Origin of the sequence: Stenotrophomonas sp. PUT21 (assembly GCF_052232875.1) — a bacterium.
Taxonomy (GTDB): Bacteria; Pseudomonadota; Gammaproteobacteria; order Xanthomonadales; family Xanthomonadaceae; genus Stenotrophomonas; species Stenotrophomonas maltophilia_N.
In genome coordinates this window covers 130,167-149,459 of record NZ_CP197645.1, presented here as the reverse complement: position 1 = coordinate 149,459, position 19,293 = coordinate 130,167, and the positions used below count along the sequence as shown (strand labels likewise).

The 19,293-nt window shown below is 67.0% G+C and carries 23 protein-coding genes; 11 read left to right on the top strand and 12 right to left on the bottom strand.

The window, feature by feature from the left end; translation table 11 throughout:
* Nucleotides 1-11 precede the first annotated feature (11 nt).
* Entirely contained in the window at nucleotides 12-1,094 is a 1,083-nt protein-coding gene (dinB, locus tag ACTT2I_RS00700; RefSeq protein WP_421100263.1) for a DNA polymerase IV, read from the bottom strand.
* A gap of 231 nt (nucleotides 1,095-1,325) precedes the next feature.
* On the opposite strand from dinB, the gene fabA reads away from it, so the two are divergent.
* Both fabA and fabB read left to right on the top strand, forming a co-directional pair.
* The gene (gene fabA, locus ACTT2I_RS00695) at nucleotides 1,326-1,841 is read left to right on the top strand and encodes a 3-hydroxyacyl-[acyl-carrier-protein] dehydratase FabA (protein ID WP_070471641.1); all 516 of its coding nucleotides are present in this window, start codon (nucleotides 1,326-1,328) and stop codon (nucleotides 1,839-1,841) included.
* Complete coding sequence (gene fabB, locus ACTT2I_RS00690) at nucleotides 1,841-3,049, top strand: beta-ketoacyl-ACP synthase I (protein ID WP_421100264.1); 1,209 nt, start codon at nucleotides 1,841-1,843, stop codon at nucleotides 3,047-3,049. The genes fabA and fabB overlap by 1 nt, the downstream gene beginning before the upstream one ends.
* A 77-nt stretch (nucleotides 3,050-3,126) precedes the next feature.
* Here fabB and ACTT2I_RS00685 read toward each other — a convergent pair whose 3' ends face one another.
* Genes ACTT2I_RS00685 through ACTT2I_RS00675 form a run of 3 tightly spaced genes read right to left on the bottom strand, consistent with a single transcriptional unit; the run spans nucleotide 3,127 to nucleotide 5,638 of the window.
* Entirely contained in the window at nucleotides 3,127-3,819 is a 693-nt protein-coding gene (locus ACTT2I_RS00685; RefSeq protein ID WP_421100265.1) for an HAD family hydrolase, read from the bottom strand.
* Nucleotides 3,816-4,520, bottom strand: coding sequence for a pseudouridine synthase (locus ACTT2I_RS00680; RefSeq protein WP_421100266.1), 705 nt, complete (start codon nucleotides 4,518-4,520; stop codon nucleotides 3,816-3,818). The genes ACTT2I_RS00685 and ACTT2I_RS00680 overlap by 4 nt, the downstream gene beginning before the upstream one ends.
* Nucleotides 4,517-5,638, bottom strand: coding sequence for a class I SAM-dependent methyltransferase (locus tag ACTT2I_RS00675; protein ID WP_088432766.1), 1,122 nt, complete (start codon nucleotides 5,636-5,638; stop codon nucleotides 4,517-4,519). The genes ACTT2I_RS00680 and ACTT2I_RS00675 overlap by 4 nt, the downstream gene beginning before the upstream one ends.
* Nucleotides 5,639-5,780: 142 nt before the next feature.
* Between ACTT2I_RS00675 and ACTT2I_RS00670 the strand changes: the two genes are divergently transcribed.
* On the top strand, nucleotides 5,781-6,044 hold the full coding sequence (locus ACTT2I_RS00670) for a hypothetical protein (RefSeq protein ID WP_088432765.1): 264 nt from the start codon (nucleotides 5,781-5,783) through the stop codon (nucleotides 6,042-6,044).
* A 28-nt stretch (nucleotides 6,045-6,072) separates the two neighbouring features.
* Here the strand turns inward: ACTT2I_RS00670 and ACTT2I_RS00665 are convergent, their stop codons facing one another.
* Both ACTT2I_RS00665 and ACTT2I_RS00660 read right to left on the bottom strand, forming a co-directional pair.
* Entirely contained in the window at nucleotides 6,073-6,363 is a 291-nt protein-coding gene (locus tag ACTT2I_RS00665; protein ID WP_088432764.1) for a DUF3247 family protein, read from the bottom strand.
* A gap of 81 nt (nucleotides 6,364-6,444) precedes the next feature.
* Nucleotides 6,445-8,445: a hybrid sensor histidine kinase/response regulator gene (locus ACTT2I_RS00660; protein ID WP_421100301.1), complete on the bottom strand. Its 2,001-nt coding sequence runs from the start codon at nucleotides 8,443-8,445 to the stop codon at nucleotides 6,445-6,447.
* Nucleotides 8,446-8,663: 218 nt separating this feature from the next.
* On the opposite strand from ACTT2I_RS00660, the gene ACTT2I_RS00655 reads away from it, so the two are divergent.
* Nucleotides 8,664-9,230 carry a DUF3016 domain-containing protein gene (locus ACTT2I_RS00655; RefSeq protein WP_088432762.1) on the top strand — a complete coding sequence of 189 codons (567 nt, stop codon included), beginning with the start codon at nucleotides 8,664-8,666 and terminating at the stop codon, nucleotides 9,228-9,230.
* Nucleotides 9,231-9,307: 77 nt separating this feature from the next.
* Here the strand turns inward: ACTT2I_RS00655 and alr are convergent, their stop codons facing one another.
* Both alr and ACTT2I_RS00645 read right to left on the bottom strand, forming a co-directional pair.
* Nucleotides 9,308-10,381, bottom strand: coding sequence for an alanine racemase (gene alr / locus ACTT2I_RS00650; protein ID WP_421100267.1), 1,074 nt, complete (start codon nucleotides 10,379-10,381; stop codon nucleotides 9,308-9,310).
* Nucleotides 10,360-11,670, bottom strand: a complete 1,311-nt coding sequence (locus ACTT2I_RS00645; protein ID WP_293980337.1) for a D-amino acid dehydrogenase — start codon at nucleotides 11,668-11,670, stop codon at nucleotides 10,360-10,362. The genes alr and ACTT2I_RS00645 overlap by 22 nt, the downstream gene beginning before the upstream one ends.
* A 149-nt stretch (nucleotides 11,671-11,819) precedes the next feature.
* On the opposite strand from ACTT2I_RS00645, the gene ACTT2I_RS00640 reads away from it, so the two are divergent.
* Nucleotides 11,820-12,299 carry an Lrp/AsnC ligand binding domain-containing protein gene (locus tag ACTT2I_RS00640; protein WP_046272909.1) on the top strand — a complete coding sequence of 160 codons (480 nt, stop codon included), beginning with the start codon at nucleotides 11,820-11,822 and terminating at the stop codon, nucleotides 12,297-12,299.
* A 68-nt stretch (nucleotides 12,300-12,367) separates the two neighbouring features.
* Here ACTT2I_RS00640 and ACTT2I_RS00635 read toward each other — a convergent pair whose 3' ends face one another.
* Together ACTT2I_RS00635 and ACTT2I_RS00630 are read right to left on the bottom strand one after the other, a co-directional pair.
* Nucleotides 12,368-12,538 (bottom strand): hypothetical protein, encoded by a 171-nt coding sequence (locus tag ACTT2I_RS00635; protein ID WP_019185753.1) that lies wholly within the window; start codon nucleotides 12,536-12,538, stop codon nucleotides 12,368-12,370.
* A gap of 174 nt (nucleotides 12,539-12,712) precedes the next feature.
* On the bottom strand, nucleotides 12,713-13,135 hold the full coding sequence (locus tag ACTT2I_RS00630) for a classical arabinogalactan protein 4 (RefSeq protein ID WP_421100268.1): 423 nt from the start codon (nucleotides 13,133-13,135) through the stop codon (nucleotides 12,713-12,715).
* Between the two features lie 127 nt (nucleotides 13,136-13,262).
* On the opposite strand from ACTT2I_RS00630, the gene msrB reads away from it, so the two are divergent.
* The 5 genes from msrB (at nucleotide 13,263) to ACTT2I_RS00605 (ending at nucleotide 16,526) form a co-directional block, all read left to right on the top strand.
* Nucleotides 13,263-13,730 carry a peptide-methionine (R)-S-oxide reductase MsrB gene (msrB, locus tag ACTT2I_RS00625; protein ID WP_313211764.1) on the top strand — a complete coding sequence of 156 codons (468 nt, stop codon included), beginning with the start codon at nucleotides 13,263-13,265 and terminating at the stop codon, nucleotides 13,728-13,730.
* Nucleotides 13,731-13,821: 91 nt separating this feature from the next.
* Entirely contained in the window at nucleotides 13,822-14,676 is an 855-nt protein-coding gene (gene motA / locus ACTT2I_RS00620; protein ID WP_421100269.1) for a flagellar motor stator protein MotA, read from the top strand.
* Between the two features lie 9 nt (nucleotides 14,677-14,685).
* Nucleotides 14,686-15,633: a flagellar motor protein MotB gene (gene motB, locus ACTT2I_RS00615; protein ID WP_088432757.1), complete on the top strand. Its 948-nt coding sequence runs from the start codon at nucleotides 14,686-14,688 to the stop codon at nucleotides 15,631-15,633.
* A 93-nt stretch (nucleotides 15,634-15,726) separates the two neighbouring features.
* On the top strand, nucleotides 15,727-16,236 hold the full coding sequence (locus ACTT2I_RS00610) for a hypothetical protein (protein WP_421100270.1): 510 nt from the start codon (nucleotides 15,727-15,729) through the stop codon (nucleotides 16,234-16,236).
* Nucleotides 16,237-16,250: 14 nt separating this feature from the next.
* On the top strand, nucleotides 16,251-16,526 hold the full coding sequence (locus ACTT2I_RS00605) for a DUF4031 domain-containing protein (RefSeq protein ID WP_019185747.1): 276 nt from the start codon (nucleotides 16,251-16,253) through the stop codon (nucleotides 16,524-16,526).
* A 42-nt stretch (nucleotides 16,527-16,568) separates the two neighbouring features.
* Here ACTT2I_RS00605 and ACTT2I_RS00600 read toward each other — a convergent pair whose 3' ends face one another.
* Nucleotides 16,569-17,111, bottom strand: coding sequence for a DUF6630 family protein (locus ACTT2I_RS00600; RefSeq protein ID WP_019185746.1), 543 nt, complete (start codon nucleotides 17,109-17,111; stop codon nucleotides 16,569-16,571).
* 136 nt (nucleotides 17,112-17,247) lie between these two features.
* Between ACTT2I_RS00600 and ACTT2I_RS00595 the strand changes: the two genes are divergently transcribed.
* A complete protein-coding gene (locus ACTT2I_RS00595) occupies nucleotides 17,248-17,499 on the top strand; it encodes a DUF3297 family protein (protein WP_088432755.1) in 252 nt (83 codons plus the stop codon).
* Nucleotides 17,500-17,572: 73 nt separating this feature from the next.
* Here the strand turns inward: ACTT2I_RS00595 and ACTT2I_RS00590 are convergent, their stop codons facing one another.
* Nucleotides 17,573-19,216 carry a Na+/H+ antiporter gene (locus ACTT2I_RS00590; RefSeq protein WP_088432754.1) on the bottom strand — a complete coding sequence of 548 codons (1,644 nt, stop codon included), beginning with the start codon at nucleotides 19,214-19,216 and terminating at the stop codon, nucleotides 17,573-17,575.
* Nucleotides 19,217-19,293 lie beyond the last annotated feature (77 nt).

Here is a 19,293-nt window from a genome sequence, read left to right as displayed (position 1 = left end):
AAAACGACCAACTACACATCGCCCAGATGATCAAACAACCCCGGCTGGCGCACCACCTCCCGCTCCCGGAATCCCCCCAACCCCACCCCCACCAACCGATACCGCGTCTCCAGCGGCAACTCCACCCGCGCCCGCAACCCCAACGCAATATCGCGCAGTTCCTCCAACGAATCCGGCGGCGACTCCGGCGTGAAACTGCGCGTAATGATCCGGAACTGCGACGTCTTCAACTTCAACACCACCGTATGCCCCACACGGTCCGTCTTCCGCGTCGCCTGCCACGTCTTCTCCGCCAACTGCACGATCGCCGGCGCCAGATCCTCCAGCAGCAGATCCTCCGCGAACGTATCCTCCGACGAGATCGACTGCACCGGCTGATCCGGCTCCACCGGCCGCTCATCGATGCCACGCGCACGATTGAACAAGCGCCCGCCGAACGTCCCGAACCGCGCCTCCAGTTCCTCCAGCGGCAGCGCACGCAGATCGCCCACCGTCGCGATGCCCAGCTCGGCCAGCTTGGCCGCCATCACCTTGCCCACGCCCGGCACGCGGTTCACCGGCAACGGCGTCAGGAACTGCTCGATGCGATGCGGCGGCACCACGAACTGCCCATCGGGCTTGCGCCAATCCGAGGCGATCTTGGCAAGGAACTTGTTCGGCGCGATCCCCGCCGAGGCGGTCAACTGTGTCTCTTCACGAATCTGCGCGCGGATGATCTGCGCGATCTCCGTCGCCACCGTCATCCCGCCCTTGTGCTCGGTCACATCCAGATACGCCTCATCCAGCGACAACGGCTCCACCAGATCCGTATGCCGCAGGAAAATCTCGCGCACCTGGCGTGACACTGCCTTGTAGCGCGCGAAATCCGGCGGCACGAATACCGCATCCGGACACAGCCGCTCCGCGCGCACCGCGGGCATCGCCGAACGCACGCCGAACACGCGCGCCTCATACGATGCCGCACACACCACCGAGCGCATGCCGCGCCACGCCACCACCACCGGTTTGCCCCGCAACGAGGGATCGTCGCGCTGCTCCACGGACGCGTAAAACGCATCCATGTCGACGTGAATGATCTTGCGGGGGCGGGACACGGGCGTTGGCACTCGGATTCAGATGAACAAGATTACAGCCACACGCCGCAGTATGGTTGTTGGATAACAACAACATGCGTTTTTGAACCTGAAAACACTACGGCGGCGTACGGTTAAAACGTTTGATTGAATCACTTTTTCTCATGCACTCTTGAGCACTTGCTTCAAGCAAGAGCAGTCGACCTGTGGTCGGCTCACCCCGACGACAACTTCTTCAGGATTGCGTTTTCCATGACTCGTCTCAACGCGTTCTCGCGTGACCAGCTGCTGGCCAGCGCCCGCGGTGAACTGTTCGGCCCGGGCAGCGGTCGCCTGCCCAATGATCCGATGCTGATGTTCGATCGCATCACCGATATCCGCGAGGACGGCGGCCCACACGGCAAAGGCATGGTACGCGCGGAACTGGATATCCGCCCCGACCTGTGGTTCTTCGACTGCCACTTCCTTGGCGACCCGGTCATGCCCGGCTGCCTCGGTCTGGATGCCATGTGGCAGCTGACCGGCTTCTTCCTGACCTGGATCGGCGCACCCGGCCGCGGCCGCGCCCTGGGCTGTGGCGAAGTCAAATTCACCGGCCAGGTGCTGCCGAGCGCCAAGCGGGTCACCTACGAAATCGATATCTCGCGCGTCATCAACCGCAAGCTGGTGATGGCCCAGTCCGACGCCCGCATGCTCGTCGACGGTCGCGAAATCTACTCTGCCAAAGACCTGCGTGTAGGTCTGTTCACCTCCACTGAGAACTTCTGATGCGTCGCGTCGTCATTACCGGAATGGGCATCACCTCGTGCCTGGGCAACGATCTGGACACCGTGTCCTCGGCACTGCGTGAAGGCCGCGCCGGCATCCGCCACCTGCCTGATCACGCCGAAGCCGGCCTGCGCAGCCACGTTGGCGGCAACATCGAGCTGGACCTGGACGCGCAGATCGACCGCAAGGTGAAGCGCTTCATGAGCGACGCCTCGGCCTACGCCTACATCGCCATGCGCGACGCCATCGCCGATGCCGGTCTGGACGAGGCGCAGGTCGCCAACCCGCGTACGGGCCTGATCGCGGGCTCCGGCGGCGGCTCCAGCCAGTGGCAGGTGGAATCGGCCGACATCCTGCGCGCCCGTGGCGTGCGCAAGGTCGGCCCGTACATGGTGCCGCGCACGATGTGCTCCACCGTGTCGGCCTGCCTGGCCACCGCGTTCCAGATCAAGGGCCTGAGCTACTCGCTGTCGGCCGCCTGCGCCACCTCCGCCCACTGCATCGGCGCCGCCGCGGACCTGATCCGTCATGGCGCGCAGGATGTGATGTTCGCCGGTGGCGGTGAAGACCTGCACTGGTCGATGAGCGTGATGTTCGATGCGATGGGCGCGCTGTCGACCCGTTTCAACGAGACCCCGGCCTCGGCGTCGCGCCCGTACGACAAGGACCGCGACGGCTTCGTCATCGCAGGTGGCGGTGGCATGCTGGTGCTGGAGGATTACGACCACGCCGTGGCCCGTGGTGCGCGCATCTACGCCGAGCTGGTCGGCTACGGCGTCACCTCCGACGGTGCCGACATGGTCGCCCCCTCCGGTGAAGGCGCGGTGCGTTGCATGAACATGGCGATGGAACACCTCACTGCCCCGATCGACTACCTCAACACGCACGGTACCTCGACCCCGCTGGGCGATGTCACCGAGCTGAAGGCGGTCCGTGAAGTGTTCGGCGAGACCATCCCGCCGCTGTCTTCGACCAAGGCGCTGTCCGGCCACTCGCTGGGCGCGGCCAGCGTGCACGAGGCCATCTACTGCCTGCTGATGATGCGCGATGGCTTCATCGCCGGCTCGGCCAACATCGGCGAGCTGGACCCGCTGGTGGAAGGTTTCCCGATCGTGCGCGAGACGCAGCCGGCACAGCTGAACACCGTGATGTCCAACAGCTTCGGCTTTGGCGGCACGAACGCGGCGCTGGTCTTCAGCCGGATCTGATTCCTGCACGAAACCATATGAAAAAGCCCGGCCATGTGCCGGGCTTTTTCGTGCAGCGCGACCGCCACCGCCAGGTGTCAGCGCCCACTGGCCTCCGGTAGCAGCGGCACCAGCAACTGCCGCGCATCCAGCAGCGAACCCACGATGCGATGCCCCAGCGCGCGCAGTTCCTCATCCGGGTGCACCAGGTCCGGCACCTGGATCGCGGTCATGCCCGCACCCACCGCCGCGCGGATGCCCGCGGGCGAATCTTCCAACGCCAGGCAGCGCGCCGGGTCCTTGCCCAGTTTCTGCGCCGCGAGCAGGTAGATGTCCGGCGCCGGCTTGGGACGCGACACGTCACTGCTGGTCACCACCACCTCGAAGAACGGCAGCAGGCCGGCGGCCGCCAGCTTGCGCGAGGCGCGCGGCTGGCGCGTGGACGTCGCCACCGCGCGCGGCACACCGTGATCGCGCAGCAGCTGCAGGATCTCCAGGATGCCCGGGCGCAGCGGCAGACCCTGCTGCGTGCGCGCTTCATACAGGTCATGGCAGCGGGCGAACAATGCGGCGACCTGCTCGGCATTCACCGTCTGCAGCAGCAGGCGTTCGCAGTCGCGATCCCCCAAGCCCACCATGCGCAGCCAGAACCCCTCCGGGAACGGCAGCGCCAGTTCCTGTGCGGCCTGCGACCAGCACGCGATCGAGACCCGTTCGCTGTCGATCATCAGGCCGTCCATGTCGAAGATGACGGCGTCGGGCAGGAACGGCAGCGCGGCGAAAGCACTCATGGGACGTTGAACAGCGTCTCGAGATCGGCCGCATCCAGCGTGCGCCACTCGCCTTCAGGCAGTTCGCCCAGCGACAGCCCGCCGATGCGGCTGCGGTGCAGCGCCTCGACGTGGTTGCCGACCGCCGCGAACATCCGGCGTGCCTGGTGGTAGCGGCCCTCATGCAGGACCAGCTGCGCCTGGCGCGGGCCATTCACGTGCAGCTCGGCCGGCAGCAACGGCTTGTCGTCCGATTCCAGCAGCAGCCCGCCGCTGGCGAAGCGCGCGGTTTCATCGCCGCGCAGGTCTTCGGCCAGGGTGACCTCGTAGGCTTTGTCCAAGCGCGACTTCGGCGACACGATCCGGTGCAGCAGCGCGCCGTCATCGGTCATCAGCAGCAGGCCGCTGGTGTCGCGGTCCAGGCGGCCCACCGAGGACAGCACCGGCGCGCGGTCGCGGTAACGCGGCGGCAGCAGGTCGTAGATCAGCCGGCCCTTGTCCTTGGTCGAACAGGTGTAGCCGCGCGGCTTGTGCAGCATCAGGGTCAGCCCCTGCGGCGGGTCCAGCGGCTCGCCCTCGACCCGGATCGCCTCATGCGCGACCGCGTCGTCGGCGTACAGCACCTCGCCCTCGGCATCGGTGATCAGGCCGGCGCGGAACATCCCCTGCACCTGCTTGCGGCTGCCATAGCCCAGGTTGGCCAACAGCTTGACCAGCTTCATGCGCGGCCTCCGCGGCCCCACTTCGGCTCGGTGCTGCGCGGGGCACGGGCCGGGGTGGCGCTCTTGCTCGCCTTGGTCGCTTCGATCAGCTTGAAGCCATCGCGCTCGGCAGCCACGCGGACCTGGCCGAAGCTTTCGTTGAGGATCTGCTCGTACGGCAGGTGGCGGTTGGCCACCAGCCACATCCGGCCCCCCGGGCGCAGCGCCTGCGCGGCCACGGCGATGAAGCGCTGGCCGATGTCGGGACGGTCCGCGCGCGACGGGGTGTGGAACGGCGGGTTGGTCACGATGAAGTCGTACTCGCCCTCGATCCCGGCGGTGACGTCCTGCCAGTGGTAAGCCAGCGCAGCCGGCTTGCCGAGCGCGGCGAGGTTCTCGCGGGCCAGGGCCAGCGCGCGGCCTTCGGCCTCGTACAGGTCCAGCGCGGTCACGTTCGGGCAGCGGGCCAGCACTTCGGCGGACAGATAGCCGAAGCCGGCACCCAGGTCGGCGCCACGGCCGGCCAGATCGGCCGGCAGCTGCTCGACCAGCAGCGCCGAGGCCGGGTCGATGCGGTCCCAGGCGAAGATGCCGGGGCGGCTCTGGAAGCGGCCGCCCAGGATCGCGCGCGGCGCGTCCAATGTTGCCCAGCGCTGCGCGAGCGCGGCGTCGTGCTGGCCGTTGAGCGGCGCCGTCCAGTAGGCACGGCAGTGGTTCTTGGTCAGTTTGCCGCCCAGGCCGGCCAGCTGCTGCAGGTCGCCTTCGCCGGAGCGGGCACCTTCGTTGTTGTGCTGGCAGGCCACCACGATGCCGCCGGGGGCCGCCAGCGCCAGCGCACGGGCGAACAGGGCCTTGGCTTCCTCGCGCTGGCGCGGCGGCAGCACCAGCACCACGGCGTAGCGGGTGGCATCGGCGGCCAGCTGCTGCTCATCACGCACCGTCCAACCACTGGCTTCCAGGGCATCGGCGAACGGGCGGAAGCTCTGCTCGCAGACCAGCTGCGCGGGTTGGGCATGCTCGCGCAGCGGGGCGCCATCGCGGGCGCGCAGGAACAGCACGGGGCCGGCCGGCCAGGACAGTGCGCCACTGGCGAACGGCAGGAACAGGGTTTCCAGGGGAGCGTCGTGCTGGGCAGCCATGCGGGGGGCACATCTTGAAAAGAGGCCGCCATTCTACCGGTTCGCCCGCCCGGCCCGGATTTGCGTTTATTCAACGTCCTGTTGATGCCCTGACAACATCCAAACCGGCAGGGTGGAGCCTCACTTCCCGTGGAGATGGCTCATGCGTGCATTGTTCGTCGGTGGCGTAGTCGACAACAGCGAGATGGACATGGAGGGCAGCCAGCCACCGGTGCATTACCCCGAAGACACCGGCGGCGGCCACTCGCGCTACCGCCTGCACCAGGTCGGCAAGACCGCCGATGGCAACGTGGCCTATGCGGTCTACGGCGCCCCGGACCTGGCCGATGAAGAGGTGGCCCGGATTGCCGATGAACGCGCCTACGCGCGCCGCTTCGAGGCTGAACCCAGCGAATTCACCCACTGAGCCGGCCACCCGCGCCTGCCCGCCGCGATCACTCGCGGTAGGGCAGCTGCCGGATGGCCTTGATCTGATCGAGCCAGATGACGTGCTGCTGGACCGGGGTATCCAGATCGTCCAGCCGCAGCTGGCCATTGCTCCCCTCGTTCTCTTCAGCGTCGCGGTACTGCTGCAGGGTCGGCTGCACCGCCACGGTGCCCAGCAGGCGGCTGCCATCCTCGAGCGTCAGCTCGACCTGGGTCTGGCCGTGCAGCTGCGGCAGCAGTGCTTCCAGGGCCGCGATGGCGGCGGGATCGGTGTGGATGCGAGGGGCGTAACGGGACATGGCAACTCCTGTGGCGTACGCCCTCAGTGTGCCCGTGGCAGCGTCAACACGTTGCCAACAACCGCCGATTACGCGGTGGCCTCAGCGGCCGGCGAGCACGCCACGCACCGCGGCCACCAGCTGGGCGACCGAATACGGCTTGGCCACATGTTCCTGGAAGCCCGACGCCAGCGCGCGTTTGCGGTCGTCCGCACGCGCCAGCGCCGTCACCGCGACGGCAGGCAGCGCCTCCGGCTCGACGCCCATGTTGTCGCGCAGCGTCCGCACCAGCCCGTACCCATCCATGCCCGGCATGCCGATGTCGGTCAGCAGGGCATCGATGCCGTCATGGCCGTTCTCGTTGAGCAGTGCCAGTGCTTCGCCGGCAGAGGATGCCGTAGTGACCGAAGCGCCCTGCTCTTCCAACAGCCGCCGCAGGTACTCCAGCACTTCAGGCTGGTCTTCCACGGCCAGCAGATGCAGGCCCTTGAGCGGATACGGCTCGATGATCTGCTCGGTGATGGGGCCGCTGAACACTTCGCGCAGAGGGCGACCATCAGCCTGCGGCTGGTAACGCGGCAGGCGCACATTGAAGCTCGCCCCCTGCCCGTGGCCGTCGCTGCTGGCCGCCACCGCGCCGCCATGCAGTTCCACCAGCTGCTGCACGATCGCCAGGCCCAGCCCCAGGCCGCCATGGCGACGCGTGGTGGTGCCATCGGCCTGGCGGAACCGGCTGAACAGATGGCGCAGGAATTCCGGCGCGATGCCGTCGCCCGAATCGGTCACGGTGATCGACCAATGGCCGCCATCGGCGGCCAGGGTCAGCACCACGCGCCCTTCGGCTGGGGTGAATTTGATCGCGTTGGAGAGCAGGTTCCACAGCACCTGTTGCAGGCGCGTGGCATCGCCGAGCACCAGGCACGGCTCGTCGGGCATCACCAGTTCCATCGACAACGCTTTGCCTTCGGCCACCAGCTCCTGCGCGCGCATCGCCTCTTCCAGCTGCGCCCGCAGATCCAGCATTTCCACTTCCAGCTGGACCTTGCCCAGCAGCATGCTGCTCAGGTCCAGCATGTCCGAGATCAGCCGCTTCTGCGCCATCGCGCTGTTGGCGATCACGCCCAGGCCCTTGTACATCGGGCTGGTGTTGTCGATGCGCTGCAGCAGCAGTTCGCTCCAGCCCAGGATGGTGGTCAGCGGCGTACGCAGTTCGTGCGACAGCGTGGCCAGGAATTCGTCCTTCAAACGCGCCATGTTCTCGGCGGCACTGCGCGCGGCACGCTCGGACTGCAGCAGTTCCTCGCGCGCCATCTCGATCTCGCGGCGCTCGGTCACGTCCGGGCTGCTGCCCGCCAGGCCGATGAAACGGCCCATCCGCGAGAAGCGCGGGCGCGCGTTCATTTCCAGCCAGCGCCATTGGCCATCGGCGCGGCGGCCGCGGACCAGCGCATGCATGGAGCGCTGGGATTTCAGCGCTTCCTGCAGTTCGTAATCGAACACCGAGGCATCGTCGGGATGCACCAAGCCGCGCCAGACGTCATCCGGCACGCGCTGCTCATCACCGCCGAAGAATTCGCTGAAGGCACTGTTGACGAAGCGCGAATGGCCGCGCTCATCGAGCACCCACACCGGCATCGGCAGGCCATCGGCCAGCGCGCTGAAGCGCGCCTCGCTTTCGGCCAGTTCCACTTCGATGTGCTTGCGGTTGGTGATGTCGAAGAAGACCACGGCCACCAGGTGCTCGTCCGGTTCGCCCACGCTGACCGCCTCGACCGAGTACCACCGGTTCAGCGCGCGCGCTTCCATCTCGAACTGCCGGGCCTGGCCGCTGAGCGCCACCTCGCCATAGGTGCGGTACCAGTCCGTCTCATGGCCCGGCTGCAGGCTGGTCATCCGCTGCCCGCAGACATTGCTCAAGCCGGTATTGCGTGAAAAGGCCTCGTTGACCTCCACGAAGCGGTAGTCCACCCCCACGCCGGCGTCATCGAAGATCACCTCGATGATGCAGAACCCCGCATTCAGGCGCTCAAGGACCGTGCGATACAGGGCCGGATCCGGCGATGAAGCCAGGAAAGAGGCGCGTTCCAACGTCGAAGTGGGCAGGCTGGGCAAGGGCTTCAATGAGGCAACTGGCGAAACAGAGGAAGACAGGATCGGCCAACGCGCGTATTCGCAGCGTCAAGCGCCGAGGGTCGGGGGGCGGCCTGGGTGAATTGACGCCAACCGCAGAGGCGGAGCATACACGCCTGCATTGTGGGCGACCCGGATCGGGATCACACTGAGCACCTGATCCCACTTGTGATCGCGACCCAGGAGCTGTCATGAACCGCACATCCCTGATCGCCGGGGCGTTGGCCGGCCTGCTGCTCGTCGGCAGCGCTGCGGCCGCGCCGCGCACCGTGACCGACCCGCAGGCCCCGCGGGAGCTCACCTCCGATGGTCCGGTACAGGTGAGCTGGACCGACCCGGCCCAGTTCACCGAGATCCGCCAGAGCAACAACCGCTTTGAAGCCGAGCGCGGCGACTGGGTCCAGCAGCTGGCCAAGTACGTGCAGACCACGGCCGGCAAAGAGCTGCAGCCCGGCCAGACGCTGGAGGTGACCTTCACCGACATCAAGCGCGCCGGGGATTACGAGCCGTGGCACGGCCCGCGCGCCAACGATATCCGGGTGATGCGTGATATCTACCCGCCGCGCGTCTCGCTCACCTATACGCTCAAGGATGCGCAGGGCCAGGTGATCGGCCAGGGCGAGCGCAAGCTGCAGGACACCGGTTACCTGCACAACATCGGCCGGCAGAGCGATACCGACCCGCTGCGCTACGAGAAGCGCCTGCTGGATGACTGGATCCGGCGCGACCTGCGCAATGAGGCCACGGCCAGCACCTGAGCCGTTGCCCCCCAGATGAGAAAGGCGGCGCATCAGCGCCGCCTTTTTTTGATGCACGCGGTATCGCCGGTGGCGCCTCAGCCGTCGACATACTCGCGCACCACCCGCTTGACCCCACACGGCAGCTGGTAGGCACTGACCCCGCACAGCGGCGCCAGGGCCTCGATGCGCGGGGCATCGCCCCACAGCGTCACCGTGCTGCCGATGCCGGCCTGCGGGAGGTGGGTGAGATCCACGGTGAGCATGTCCATCGAAACGCGCCCGATCACGATGCCGGGCTGGCCATCGATGCGTACCGGTGCCCCGTTCGGCGCGAACTGCGGGTACCCATCGGCATAGCCGAGTGCGACCACGCCGACCCGGGTCGGCCGCTGCGCGACGAAACGCGCGCCATAGCCGACCGGCTCGCCGACCGCGATGTCGCGCACGGCGAAGATCTTCGAGCGCATGCTCATCACCGGGCGCAGGCGCTCGGTCAGCGCGGTATGCGCCGGCATCGGGTTGATCCCGTACAGCATCAGGCCCGGGCGCACCCAGTCGCTGCGCACGTCCGGCCAGCCCAGCAGCGCTGGCGAATTGCACAGGCTGGTCTGCCCGGCCAGGCCCTCGATGGTGGCCGCGAAGACGTCGGCCTGCTCGCGGGTGCGCGGGCTGTCCAGTTCGTCGGCGCGTGCCATGTGGGTCATCAGCACCATCGGCCCGACATGCGCCAACGCGCTCAACGTGGCGTGCGCGGCGCGGAACTCGTCCGGCCACAGGCCCAGCCGGTGCATGCCGCTGTCCAGCTTCAGCCACACGTTGAGCGTGGCGGGGGTCTGGAACGCGGCGACCGCCTCGACCTGCCACGGCGCGCCGACCGCGAACCACAGGTCGTGCTCGACGATCAGCGGCAGTTCGTCGGCGTCGAAAAAGCCTTCCAGCAGCAGGATCGGGCCAGTGATGCCGGCCGCGCGCAGTTCCAGCGCTTCCTCGATGCAGGCCACGCCGAACGCATCGGCCTCGGCCTGCAGCGCGCGGGCACAGCGCACCGCACCGTGCCCGTAGGCATCGGCCTTGATCACGGCCACGGCCTTGCCGCCCCCCAGTTCGCGTGCCAGCCGGTAATTGCTGCGCAGCGCGTCCAGATCAATCAACGCACGGGCTGGGCGCATGAACTCGGCTCACGGTGACGGACAGAGGCGGCGTGGTGGGTGTAGCGGAAGATATCCAGGCCTTCGGTGCTGATCTTCGGCTGGCGGGCATCCATCAGGTCGGCCAGGTAGCGGCCGGAGCCGCAGGCCATGGTCCAGCCGAGGGTGCCGTGGCCGGTATTGAGGAACAGGTTGCGGTACGGCGTGGCGCCGACCACCGGCGTGCCGTCCGGCGTGGCCGGGCGCAGGCCGGTCCAGAACTCGGCGCGCGACAGGTCGCCGCCGTCCGGATAGAGGTCGCGCACGACCTTCTCCAGCGTGGCGCGGCGGCGCGGCGAGAGCGACAGGTCGAACCCGCCCACCTCGGCCATGCCACCCACGCGGATGCGGTCGTCGAAACGGGTCACGGCCACCTTGTAGCTTTCATCCAGGATGGTCGAGGTCGGGGCCATCGCCGGATCGGTGATCGGCAGCGTCAGCGAGTAGCCCTTGAGCGGGTACACCGGCAGCTGCAGGCCCAGCGGCGCGACCAGCGACGGCGAGTAACTGCCCAGCGCGACCACGTAGTGATCGGCGGTTTCCAGCGTGCCGTCGATGCGCACGCCGGTGATGCGGTCGCCATCGCTCTGCAGGCCCGCGATATCCTGGTCGAAGCGGAATTCGACCCCGGCATCGACGCACATCTGCGCCAGGCGACGGGTGAACAGCTGGCAATCGCCGGTCTGGTCGCGCGGCAGGCGCAGCGCGCCGACCAGCTTGTCGGCCACGCCCGCCAGTGCCGGTTCGTAAGCGATGATGCCGTCGCGGTCGAGCACCTCATACGGCACGCCGTACTGGGCCAGCACTTCAATGTCCTGCGCGGAGGCATCCAGCTGCTGCTGGGTGCGGAACAGCTGGGTGGTGCCCAGATCGCGGCCTTCGAACTCGATGCCGGTCTCGCGGCGCAGCTCGTTGAGACAGTCGCGGCTGTACTCGGACATGCGCACCATGCGCGCCTTGTTGATCGCATAGCGCTCATGCGTGCAGTTGCGCAGCATCTGCGCCAGCCAACGGTACTGGTGCCAGTCCAGGCCCGGGCGGATCGCCAGCGGGGCATGTTCGGAGAACAGCCACTTGACCGCCTTCAGCGGTACGCCCGGCGCGGCCCACGGCGAGGTGTAGCCGAACGACAGCTGGCCTGCGTTGGCGAAACTGGTTTCCAGCGCCGGACCGGGCTGGCGGTCGACGACCGTGACTTCAAATCCGGCCTGCCGCAGGTACCAGGCACTGGTCGTGCCGATCACACCGCTGCCAAGGACTAGAACGCGCATGACACCTCTCCAACCCGATCATTCCCTGCGCAGGAGCACGCCGGGACCATAATTGAGGAAGTATAGTCAGCCGCAACCAATCAATTCGCCTGTTTTTCCCGCATCAGGCAGGGTATTGTCTCGCGAACTTCCTTGAGAGGCTGACGCCGATGGCCACGCGCGCCCGCGAACTGGACAAGATCGACCGCAAGATCCTGCGCATCCTGCAGGCCGAGGGCCGGATTTCCTTCACTGAACTGGGTGAACGGGTCGGACTGTCGACCACGCCCTGCACCGAGCGCGTGCGCCGGCTGGAGCGCGACGGGGCGATCACCGGCTACTACGCCAAGCTCGATCCGCATTACCTCAAGGCCAGCCTGCTGGTGTTCGTGGAGATCAGCCTGGCCTACAAATCCGGCGACATCTTCGAAGAGTTCCGGCGTGCCGCATTGAAGCTGCCCAACGTGCTGGAATGCCATCTCGTTTCGGGCGATTTCGACTACCTGCTCAAGGCACGCATCAGCGAGATGGCGTCGTATCGCAAGCTGCTTGGCAGTACCTTGCTGACCTTGCCGCACGTGCGCGAATCCAAGAGCTACATCGTGATGGAAGAGGTCAAGGAGACCCTGACCCTGCCGATCCCGGATTGACGTCGGGCCGATACAGCAGAAAGGCGGCGCGCAGGTGCGCACCGCCTTCGTTCATTGCGTCAAGCGCATCAGCGCTGCTGTTTCTGGTCCTGATGCTTCTGGTCCTGCTGCTTGCCGCCCTTCTGATTCTGCTGGTCCCACTGCTGCTGGTTCTGCTGGCCGGGCTTCTGGTTCTGTTGCTGACTGCCCTGCTGCTCCTGCGGCGATTTGCCGGGACTGCGGTTCTGCTGGTTAGCCATGATTGCACTCTTCTCGAAAAACCTCGGGGATGCGCCTGTGTTGCGGCGCGTGTACAGGGTCCCGCCGATCCGGTTAATCACAGGCGAAAAAACAGTGAGGCGTTGCGTTGACGGCGATGACTGCGGGCGACGGGATGTAAACCATTCATCTTCTGCCACCCAATACCGCACCGCTCAGGGTTTGATCTGCTGTCCATCCCCACTGGGAATGGCATCGTAGTAACGCCCAGTGCGGGTATCGAGCACGCGGTTCGGGCCCACCTGCTTCACGCCCGGAATGATCCGGCCCTGGCGGTCGTAGACCTTGCTCTGCACGGCAGGGCCCTGCATCGGTGCGGGCTGTGAGGGGCCTTTGCTCTGGATGGGGTGCGTGCGCAGCTGCTGCTGGGTCTGCGAGGACGACTTCACCGGCGCCATCTGCCCGGACAGGCTGTCGGACGGGGCCGGCTGCACGGGGATCGGCAGCGGCGCGGGCGCGGGCGACGGGGGCACGACCGGGCGGGTCGCCGTGGGACGGGGCGGCGGGCCGATCTGCGCGGCCGCGGTCAACGGCAGCAGCACCAACAGGGCAGCGGCAAGGCGACGTGGGCGGTACATGGCGATCTCCCGGCGACGGTTCAGGTCTTCACCATGCACCGGCACGGGTATCAGCACGATGAATGCCCCAGCTTGAACCTCAAGAGGCAACGGCCCAATCTACGTGCCACATCAATAGGGAATGTTTATGACCGCTTTCGACCTCTCCCCGCCCACCGACGCCCAGCGTCAGGCCCTGGTCGCCGGCCTCAGCGCCGATGAGCAGCGGGTGCTGCTGCACCATGGCACCGAGGCGCCGTTCTGCGGGGTGTTCCTGGACAACAAGCAGGATGGGGTCTATGGCTGCCGGCTGTGCGGCCTGCCGCTGTTCCGCTCCAGCACCAAGTTCGACTCCGGCACCGGCTGGCCGAGCTTCTTCGCGCCCTTCGATCCGGCCCATGTCCGTGAGATCCGCGATGCCAGCCATGGCATGGTCCGTACCGAAATCGTCTGCGCGCGGTGTGACAGCCATCTCGGCCATGTTTTCCCGGATGGCCCGCCGCCGACCCACGAACGCCACTGCCTGAACTCGGTCTCGCTGTCGTTCACGCCCAACGGGCAGGCCTATCCCGATCCGCTGCAGCGCGGTGGGGCCGAAGCCGAGCCGGCGGCCTGAATCCGGAAAAGTGTGACATCGAGCGAACGCCCCCCTTCAGAAAGGGTGTGAAGGGGCCGACATGGAGGTATCCCCTTCCCGCGTCGGCCCCATGCTCATCATCGTTGGACTTCTCGTCGTCATCCTCAGCGTGCTCGGCGGCTACGTCGGCGCGCACGGCAAACTCGGCGCGCTGTGGCAGCCCTATGAACTGGTGATCATCGGCGGTGCGGCGCTGGGCGCGTTCCTGGTCGGCACCCCGGTCAAAACCGTGAAGCAGACCCTGCAGGCCACCGTGGGCGTGTTCAAGGGCCCGCGCTACAAGCAGCAGGACTACATCGACGTCCTCAGCCTGCTCTACGAACTGCTCAACAAGGCGCGCCGGGAAGGCTTCATGGCGCTGGAAGACCACGTCGAGCGCCCGACCGAAAGCAGCATCTTCGCCAACTATCCCAAGGTGCAGGCCGACCACCACCTGGTCGATTTCATCACCGATTGCCTGCGCCTGATGATCGGCAGCAACATCGAGCCGCACGAGCTGGAGCCGCTGCTGGAGCTGGAACTGGAGAAGCACCATGGCGAGGCGATGCAGCCGGCCGCGGTGCTCAACAAGGTCGCCGACGGCCTGCCCGGCTTCGGCATCGTCGCCGCAGTGCTGGGCATCGTGATCACCATGGGCTCGATCGGCGGGGAGATCACCGAGGTCGGCGCGCACGTCGCCGGCGCGCTGGTCGGTACCTTCCTGGGCATCCTGCTGGCCTACGGTTTCGTCGGCCCGCTGGCCTCGGCCGTGGAAGCCCGCGCCGAACAGGACGCGCGCATCTATGAATCGGTGAAGACCGCCCTGCTGGCGTGCCTGCGCGGCTACAACCCGAAGATCGCGCTGGAATTCGCCCGCAAGACCCTGCCGTCCAATGTGCGCCCGGGCTTCAGCGAGTTCGAACAGCACCTCAAGACGGTCAAGTAAGGCAGCGCCATGGCCGAGACCAAACCCACCGTCATCGTCCGCCGGGTCAAGAAGGCCGGCCACGCCGCGCACCATGGCGGTGCCTGGAAGGTGGCTTACGCCGACTTCGTGACCGCGATGATGGCCTTCTTCCTGGTGCTGTGGCTGATGGCCGCCACCAGCAAACCCGAGCGCGCGGCGATCTCCGAATACTTCCGCAACCCCAGCCCGCTGGCCGGCAGCAGTTCCACCCCGGCCCCGGGCATGGCCGGCCCGGGCGGCGCCAGCACCTCGATGATCAAGCTGGGCGGCGCCACCGATATCTCGCGTGGCAACAGCAACGACCCCTTCCAGAACCAGCAGGCCTCCAAGCCGGTGCCGCAGGAAGACGAGCGCGAGCGCGAAAAGCGCCAGCTGGAAGCGCTCAAGCAGGAGCTGGAAGAAGCGATCAGCAAGAGCCAGGCGCTGGAGCCGTTCAAGGACCAGCTGCTGCTCGACCTCACCCCGGAAGGCCTGCGCATCCAGATCGTGGACAAGCAGAACCGGCCGATGTTCGACATGGGCAGCGCCTCGCTCAAGCCGTATACGCGCGAGATCCTGCGCGAGCTGTCGCAGTTCATCAACCATGTGCCGAACCGGATCAGCATCACCGGCCATACCGACATCACCGCCTACAACGCGGCCCACGGCTACAGCAACTGGGAGCTCAGTGCCGACCGCGCCAACGCCGCGCGGCGGGCGCTGCTCGATGGTGGCATGACCGAGGACAAGGTGACCCGCGTGGTCGGCCTGTCCTCCTCCGTGCTGTTCGACCGGACCCAGCCGGACAACCCGATCAACCGCCGGATCAGCATCGTGGTGATGACCAAGGCGGCCGAAGCGGCGGCCCTGGCCGGCGCCGGGCAGGAAGTGGCGCTGTCGCCCGCGGCCGCCGATGCCGACGTGCAGGCCGCCAGCGCGCCACCGGCCTCGCCCTGAGGCGCGGCCGCGGCGGGTGATTCATGGAATGCGTGGAGCCGGCCGGCGGCCGGCACTACAATGGGTCTTTCCTTTTGTAGATAGACCGCACCCATGTCCAAGCAGTCCAAGGCCAAGCGCGACAAGCGCAAGAAGCAGCAGCCCAAGCGCCCGATCAACCGCCTCAACGCCCAGCAGCCGGTGCAGAACCATGCCGTGCTGACCAACGAAGAAGGCCAGGTCGTCGCTGCGATCGGCCTGCAGGGCACCGAATGGCTGCTGGCCATCGGCGGTCAGACCATGGGCAACGCCGACAACCCGGTGCCGATGCTGGCCATGCTCAAGCACCTGTCCAACGTCCAGGAAAAGGAAGGCCGCAAGGTCAACCTGGAGTACTCGACCCAGCTGCAGCAGCTGATCGACGACCTGGCCGCTGACGAAGGCAAGACCGCCGACGAGTACCTGTCGCAGCTGGTCGCCGAGTTCGAAGGTGTGGAAGGCGAAGAAGGCGAAGACGCCGACAGCGCTGCCGATGCCGGCGACGACGCCGTGGTGGCAGACGAGGCCGGCACCGATGCCGCCGACGCCACCCCGGCTGCCAGCGACGACAAGCCGCAGGCCTGAGCCACGGCAATCGGGTGACGGTCTATATCGACGATGCGGTACATCCCTGGCGCGGCGAGCGCTGGGCGCATCTGATGGCCGACACCCTGCCCGAGCTGCACGCCATGGCGGCGCAGCTCGGGATCCCGCGGCGGGCGTTTCAGAACCGCCGCAGCGGCGCGCACTACGACGTGCCCGCCCCGTTGCGCCTGCAGGCGATCGCCCTGGGCGCACAGGCCATCTCACGGCATACGGACCGCGAACGGGTCAAAGCCGTGATCGCCAACGCAAGAAGCCAGTATCAGGCGTAGGTGCCGACCGTTGGTCGGCATCCGCAGGCCGCAATCGCGCCGTCAGAACGGATCGCTGCCCGGCCGCACTTCCACGCCCAGCAGCGAGCACAGCGCCAGCATCGCATCGTCATCGCGGTTGAGCGCCATCCAGCCGGCCAGCGTGTCATTGCCGGTATCCACGCTCCACAGCGCGTAGTTGTGCTCGCGCAGGCGGTCGTGGGCGGTGGTCATCAACATCGGCGCATCCACTTCCGCCGCAAAGTCTTCATCGTCCAGGTCGCCGCCCCAGTCGATCTGCAGGTTCCAGCGCGCGGACAGCTCGTTGACCGCCGACATCAGCGCATCGGCATCGCCCCGCTCCACCTCGAACCCGGACTGCCAGGCAATCGCGGCCATCATCGGCGGCAGCCAGTCGGCGTCCTCATCGATGCCTTCGCCGCTTTCCAGCAGCGCCTCGCGCCAGCGGTTGAACTGCTGCAGGGCCAGTTCTTCGTCACCCGGGTTGATCAGCACGAACAGATTCCAGATCCGCGCCTCGAAATCGTCTTCGTCGAAATCGCGTTCCTCTTCTTCGAAGTCGAAATAATCGCTGTTGTCGGGCATGGCCGGTATTCCTGGAGACAGGGGCGCATTCTGCCGTGCAAGGGCGTTGGCAGGAAGCGAAATTCGGCGCGGGGCCCGCTGCGGTTTATCCTGTACGGCAGAAGGCGGCCTTGGTGGTCGCCAGCATCCTGTGACCATGAGCGATACCCCTCCCGATCACCTGGCGATCAACCCGGCCAGCCCCTTCCACGATGCCGCTGCGCTGGAGCGCGGCGTGGGCATCCGTTTCAACGATGTCGAACGCGACAACGTTGAAGAGTATTCGGTCAGCGAAGGCTGGATCCGCGTGCAGGCCGGCAAGGCCCGCGACCGCCGCGGCAACCCGATGACGATCAAGATCAAGGGCACCGTGGTGGCCTACTTCCTGGATCAGAAGCCGGACGCCTGATTCCACAGTTGCCGGGTTGGAGCCGCCCATGGGGTGGCTCCAACCGTAGCGCGGCACCCACGCGGGTGCGGCCTCAATCGCGTTGCCGCGTCTCCAGCAGGTCCAGATTGCGGATCAGCCTGCGCGAAATTTCATCGGAAATCTTGCCGCGCCGGGTCAGGCGGAACAGTTCTTCACGCTCGGCGGTCAACCCGGCGGTGCGCAGCTGGCGGTAGCCCTGCTCCATCCGCTTGACCTTCTCCGGATCCGCATCCGGCCCGGCCTCCTTCTCCAGGTTGCGCTGGTACAGCAGGCTCACCCGCGAGGCGGCATCGTTGTAGAGCTGCACATTCTCGGTGGTCTGGTTCTGCACCAGCTGCTGGCGCGTGCGCTCCACGCCGGCCAGCGCGGCCTTGGCGGCGAGCTTGCGGGCCAGATCCTCTTCCTTGCGCTCGCCCGAATCGGCCGGCAGTTCCAGCCCCTTGAGCAGGCGCGGCAGCGCGATGCTGGCCCCGACCAGCGAGATCAGGATCACCGCCGCGGCCAGGAAGATCACCAGATCGCGTGCGGGGAAGGCGCTTCCGTCGGGCAGGAACAGCGGCAGGGTCAGCACGCCCGCCAGGGTGATCGCACCGCGCACGCCGGCGACCGAGGTCGCCACCACGATCCGCCAGGAGGTGCCTTGCCGGGCCTCGCCACGATGCCGCGCACGCAGCAGGCTCCAGCGCAGCGACAGCCACACCCAGGCCAGGCGCAGCAGCACCAGCGCCAGGTTGATCACCACCACGTACACCAGCAGCCACCACGCACTGTGGTGCCCGCTCTCGCTGACGGTCTTGATCGCGCGTTCCACGATGCCCGGCAACTGCTCGCCGAGCAGCACGAACATGATGCCGTTGAAGCTGAACTGCAGCATGTTCCAGACCGCCGTGCGCTGCACGCGCATGCTGCCCGACACGCGGCCGGTCAGCTCCACGTAGCTCATCGTGACGCCCGCCGCGACCGCCGAGAGAATGCCCGAGGCATTGAGTTCTTCGGCCAGCAGGTACGCGGCGAACGGGATCAGCAGATTGACCAGCAGCGCTGCGCCGGGCTCCTCGCCGAAGCGCCGCCACAGCCAACGCTGGAAGGTGGACACGCCCAGCGTCACCGCCACGCCGATCGCCAGACCGGCCACCGCCACCCACAGGAAGGTCAGCGAGGCGCTCGCCAGCGAGAACGTGCCGGTCATCACCGCGGCCACCGCGAACCGGAAGCAGACCAGGCCGGAGGCATCGTTGAGTAGCGACTCGCCTTCCAGGATGTGCATCAGCCGCTTGGGAATCGGCGCACGCGAGGCGATCGAGCTGACCGCCACCGGATCGGTCGGCGAGATGATCGCCGCCAGCGCGAAAGCCACCGCCAGCGGCATCACCGGGATCATCCAGTGGATCAGGAAGCCGGCGCCGATCACGGTGAACACCACCAGCCCAAAGGCCAGTTCCAGGATCACGCCTTTATCGCGGAACAGGCCCTGCTTGGGGATGCGCCAGCCATCCAGGAACAGCAGCGGCGGCAGGAACAGCAGGAAGAACATCTCCGGCTCCAGCGCGTGGCCGCGGTTGAACACCCCAGCAATGACCGCGCCCAGCCCGATCTGCACCAGCGGCAACGGCAGCGACAACGGCAGGACGCGGACCAGGTAGCCGCTGGCGACCACCGCCACCAGCATCGCCAGAACGACTTCAATGGTATGCATGCATTTTCCAGTAAGCAGCGCGGGGGAGGCTGCGGACAGCCGGCGCCGGAAACAGGAAAAAACGTACCACACGTGCG

Excerpts from the sequence above, each read along its gene's own strand:
- ACTT2I_RS00635 (WP_019185753.1), bottom strand. The coding sequence starts at position 12,538 with ATGGCTAACCAGCAGAACCGCAGTCCCGGCAAATCGCCGCAGGAGCAG.
- fabB (WP_421100264.1), top strand. The coding sequence starts at position 1,841 with ATGCGTCGCGTCGTCATTACCGGAATGGGCATCACCTCGTGCCTGGGC.
- ACTT2I_RS00665 (WP_088432764.1), bottom strand. The coding sequence starts at position 6,363 with ATGTCCCGTTACGCCCCTCGCATCCACACCGATCCCGCCGCCATCGCG.
- ACTT2I_RS00675 (WP_088432766.1), bottom strand. The coding sequence starts at position 5,638 with ATGGCTGCCCAGCACGACGCTCCCCTGGAAACCCTGTTCCTGCCGTTC.
- ACTT2I_RS00600 (WP_019185746.1), bottom strand. The coding sequence starts at position 17,111 with ATGCCCGACAACAGCGATTATTTCGACTTCGAAGAAGAGGAACGCGAT.
- ACTT2I_RS00630 (WP_421100268.1), bottom strand. The coding sequence starts at position 13,135 with ATGTACCGCCCACGTCGCCTTGCCGCTGCCCTGTTGGTGCTGCTGCCG.
- ACTT2I_RS00640 (WP_046272909.1), top strand. The coding sequence starts at position 11,820 with ATGGCCACGCGCGCCCGCGAACTGGACAAGATCGACCGCAAGATCCTG.
- ACTT2I_RS00655 (WP_088432762.1), top strand. The coding sequence starts at position 8,664 with ATGAACCGCACATCCCTGATCGCCGGGGCGTTGGCCGGCCTGCTGCTC.
- ACTT2I_RS00610 (WP_421100270.1), top strand. The coding sequence starts at position 15,727 with ATGTCCAAGCAGTCCAAGGCCAAGCGCGACAAGCGCAAGAAGCAGCAG.
- motA (WP_421100269.1), top strand. The coding sequence starts at position 13,822 with ATGCTCATCATCGTTGGACTTCTCGTCGTCATCCTCAGCGTGCTCGGC.
- ACTT2I_RS00680 (WP_421100266.1), bottom strand. The coding sequence starts at position 4,520 with ATGAAGCTGGTCAAGCTGTTGGCCAACCTGGGCTATGGCAGCCGCAAG.
- ACTT2I_RS00685 (WP_421100265.1), bottom strand. The coding sequence starts at position 3,819 with ATGAGTGCTTTCGCCGCGCTGCCGTTCCTGCCCGACGCCGTCATCTTC.
- motB (WP_088432757.1), top strand. The coding sequence starts at position 14,686 with ATGGCCGAGACCAAACCCACCGTCATCGTCCGCCGGGTCAAGAAGGCC.
- alr (WP_421100267.1), bottom strand. The coding sequence starts at position 10,381 with ATGCGCCCAGCCCGTGCGTTGATTGATCTGGACGCGCTGCGCAGCAAT.
- ACTT2I_RS00670 (WP_088432765.1), top strand. The coding sequence starts at position 5,781 with ATGCGTGCATTGTTCGTCGGTGGCGTAGTCGACAACAGCGAGATGGAC.
- fabA (WP_070471641.1), top strand. The coding sequence starts at position 1,326 with ATGACTCGTCTCAACGCGTTCTCGCGTGACCAGCTGCTGGCCAGCGCC.
- ACTT2I_RS00595 (WP_088432755.1), top strand. The coding sequence starts at position 17,248 with ATGAGCGATACCCCTCCCGATCACCTGGCGATCAACCCGGCCAGCCCC.
- ACTT2I_RS00645 (WP_293980337.1), bottom strand. The coding sequence starts at position 11,670 with ATGCGCGTTCTAGTCCTTGGCAGCGGTGTGATCGGCACGACCAGTGCC.
- ACTT2I_RS00590 (WP_088432754.1), bottom strand. The coding sequence starts at position 19,216 with ATGCATACCATTGAAGTCGTTCTGGCGATGCTGGTGGCGGTGGTCGCC.
- msrB (WP_313211764.1), top strand. The coding sequence starts at position 13,263 with ATGACCGCTTTCGACCTCTCCCCGCCCACCGACGCCCAGCGTCAGGCC.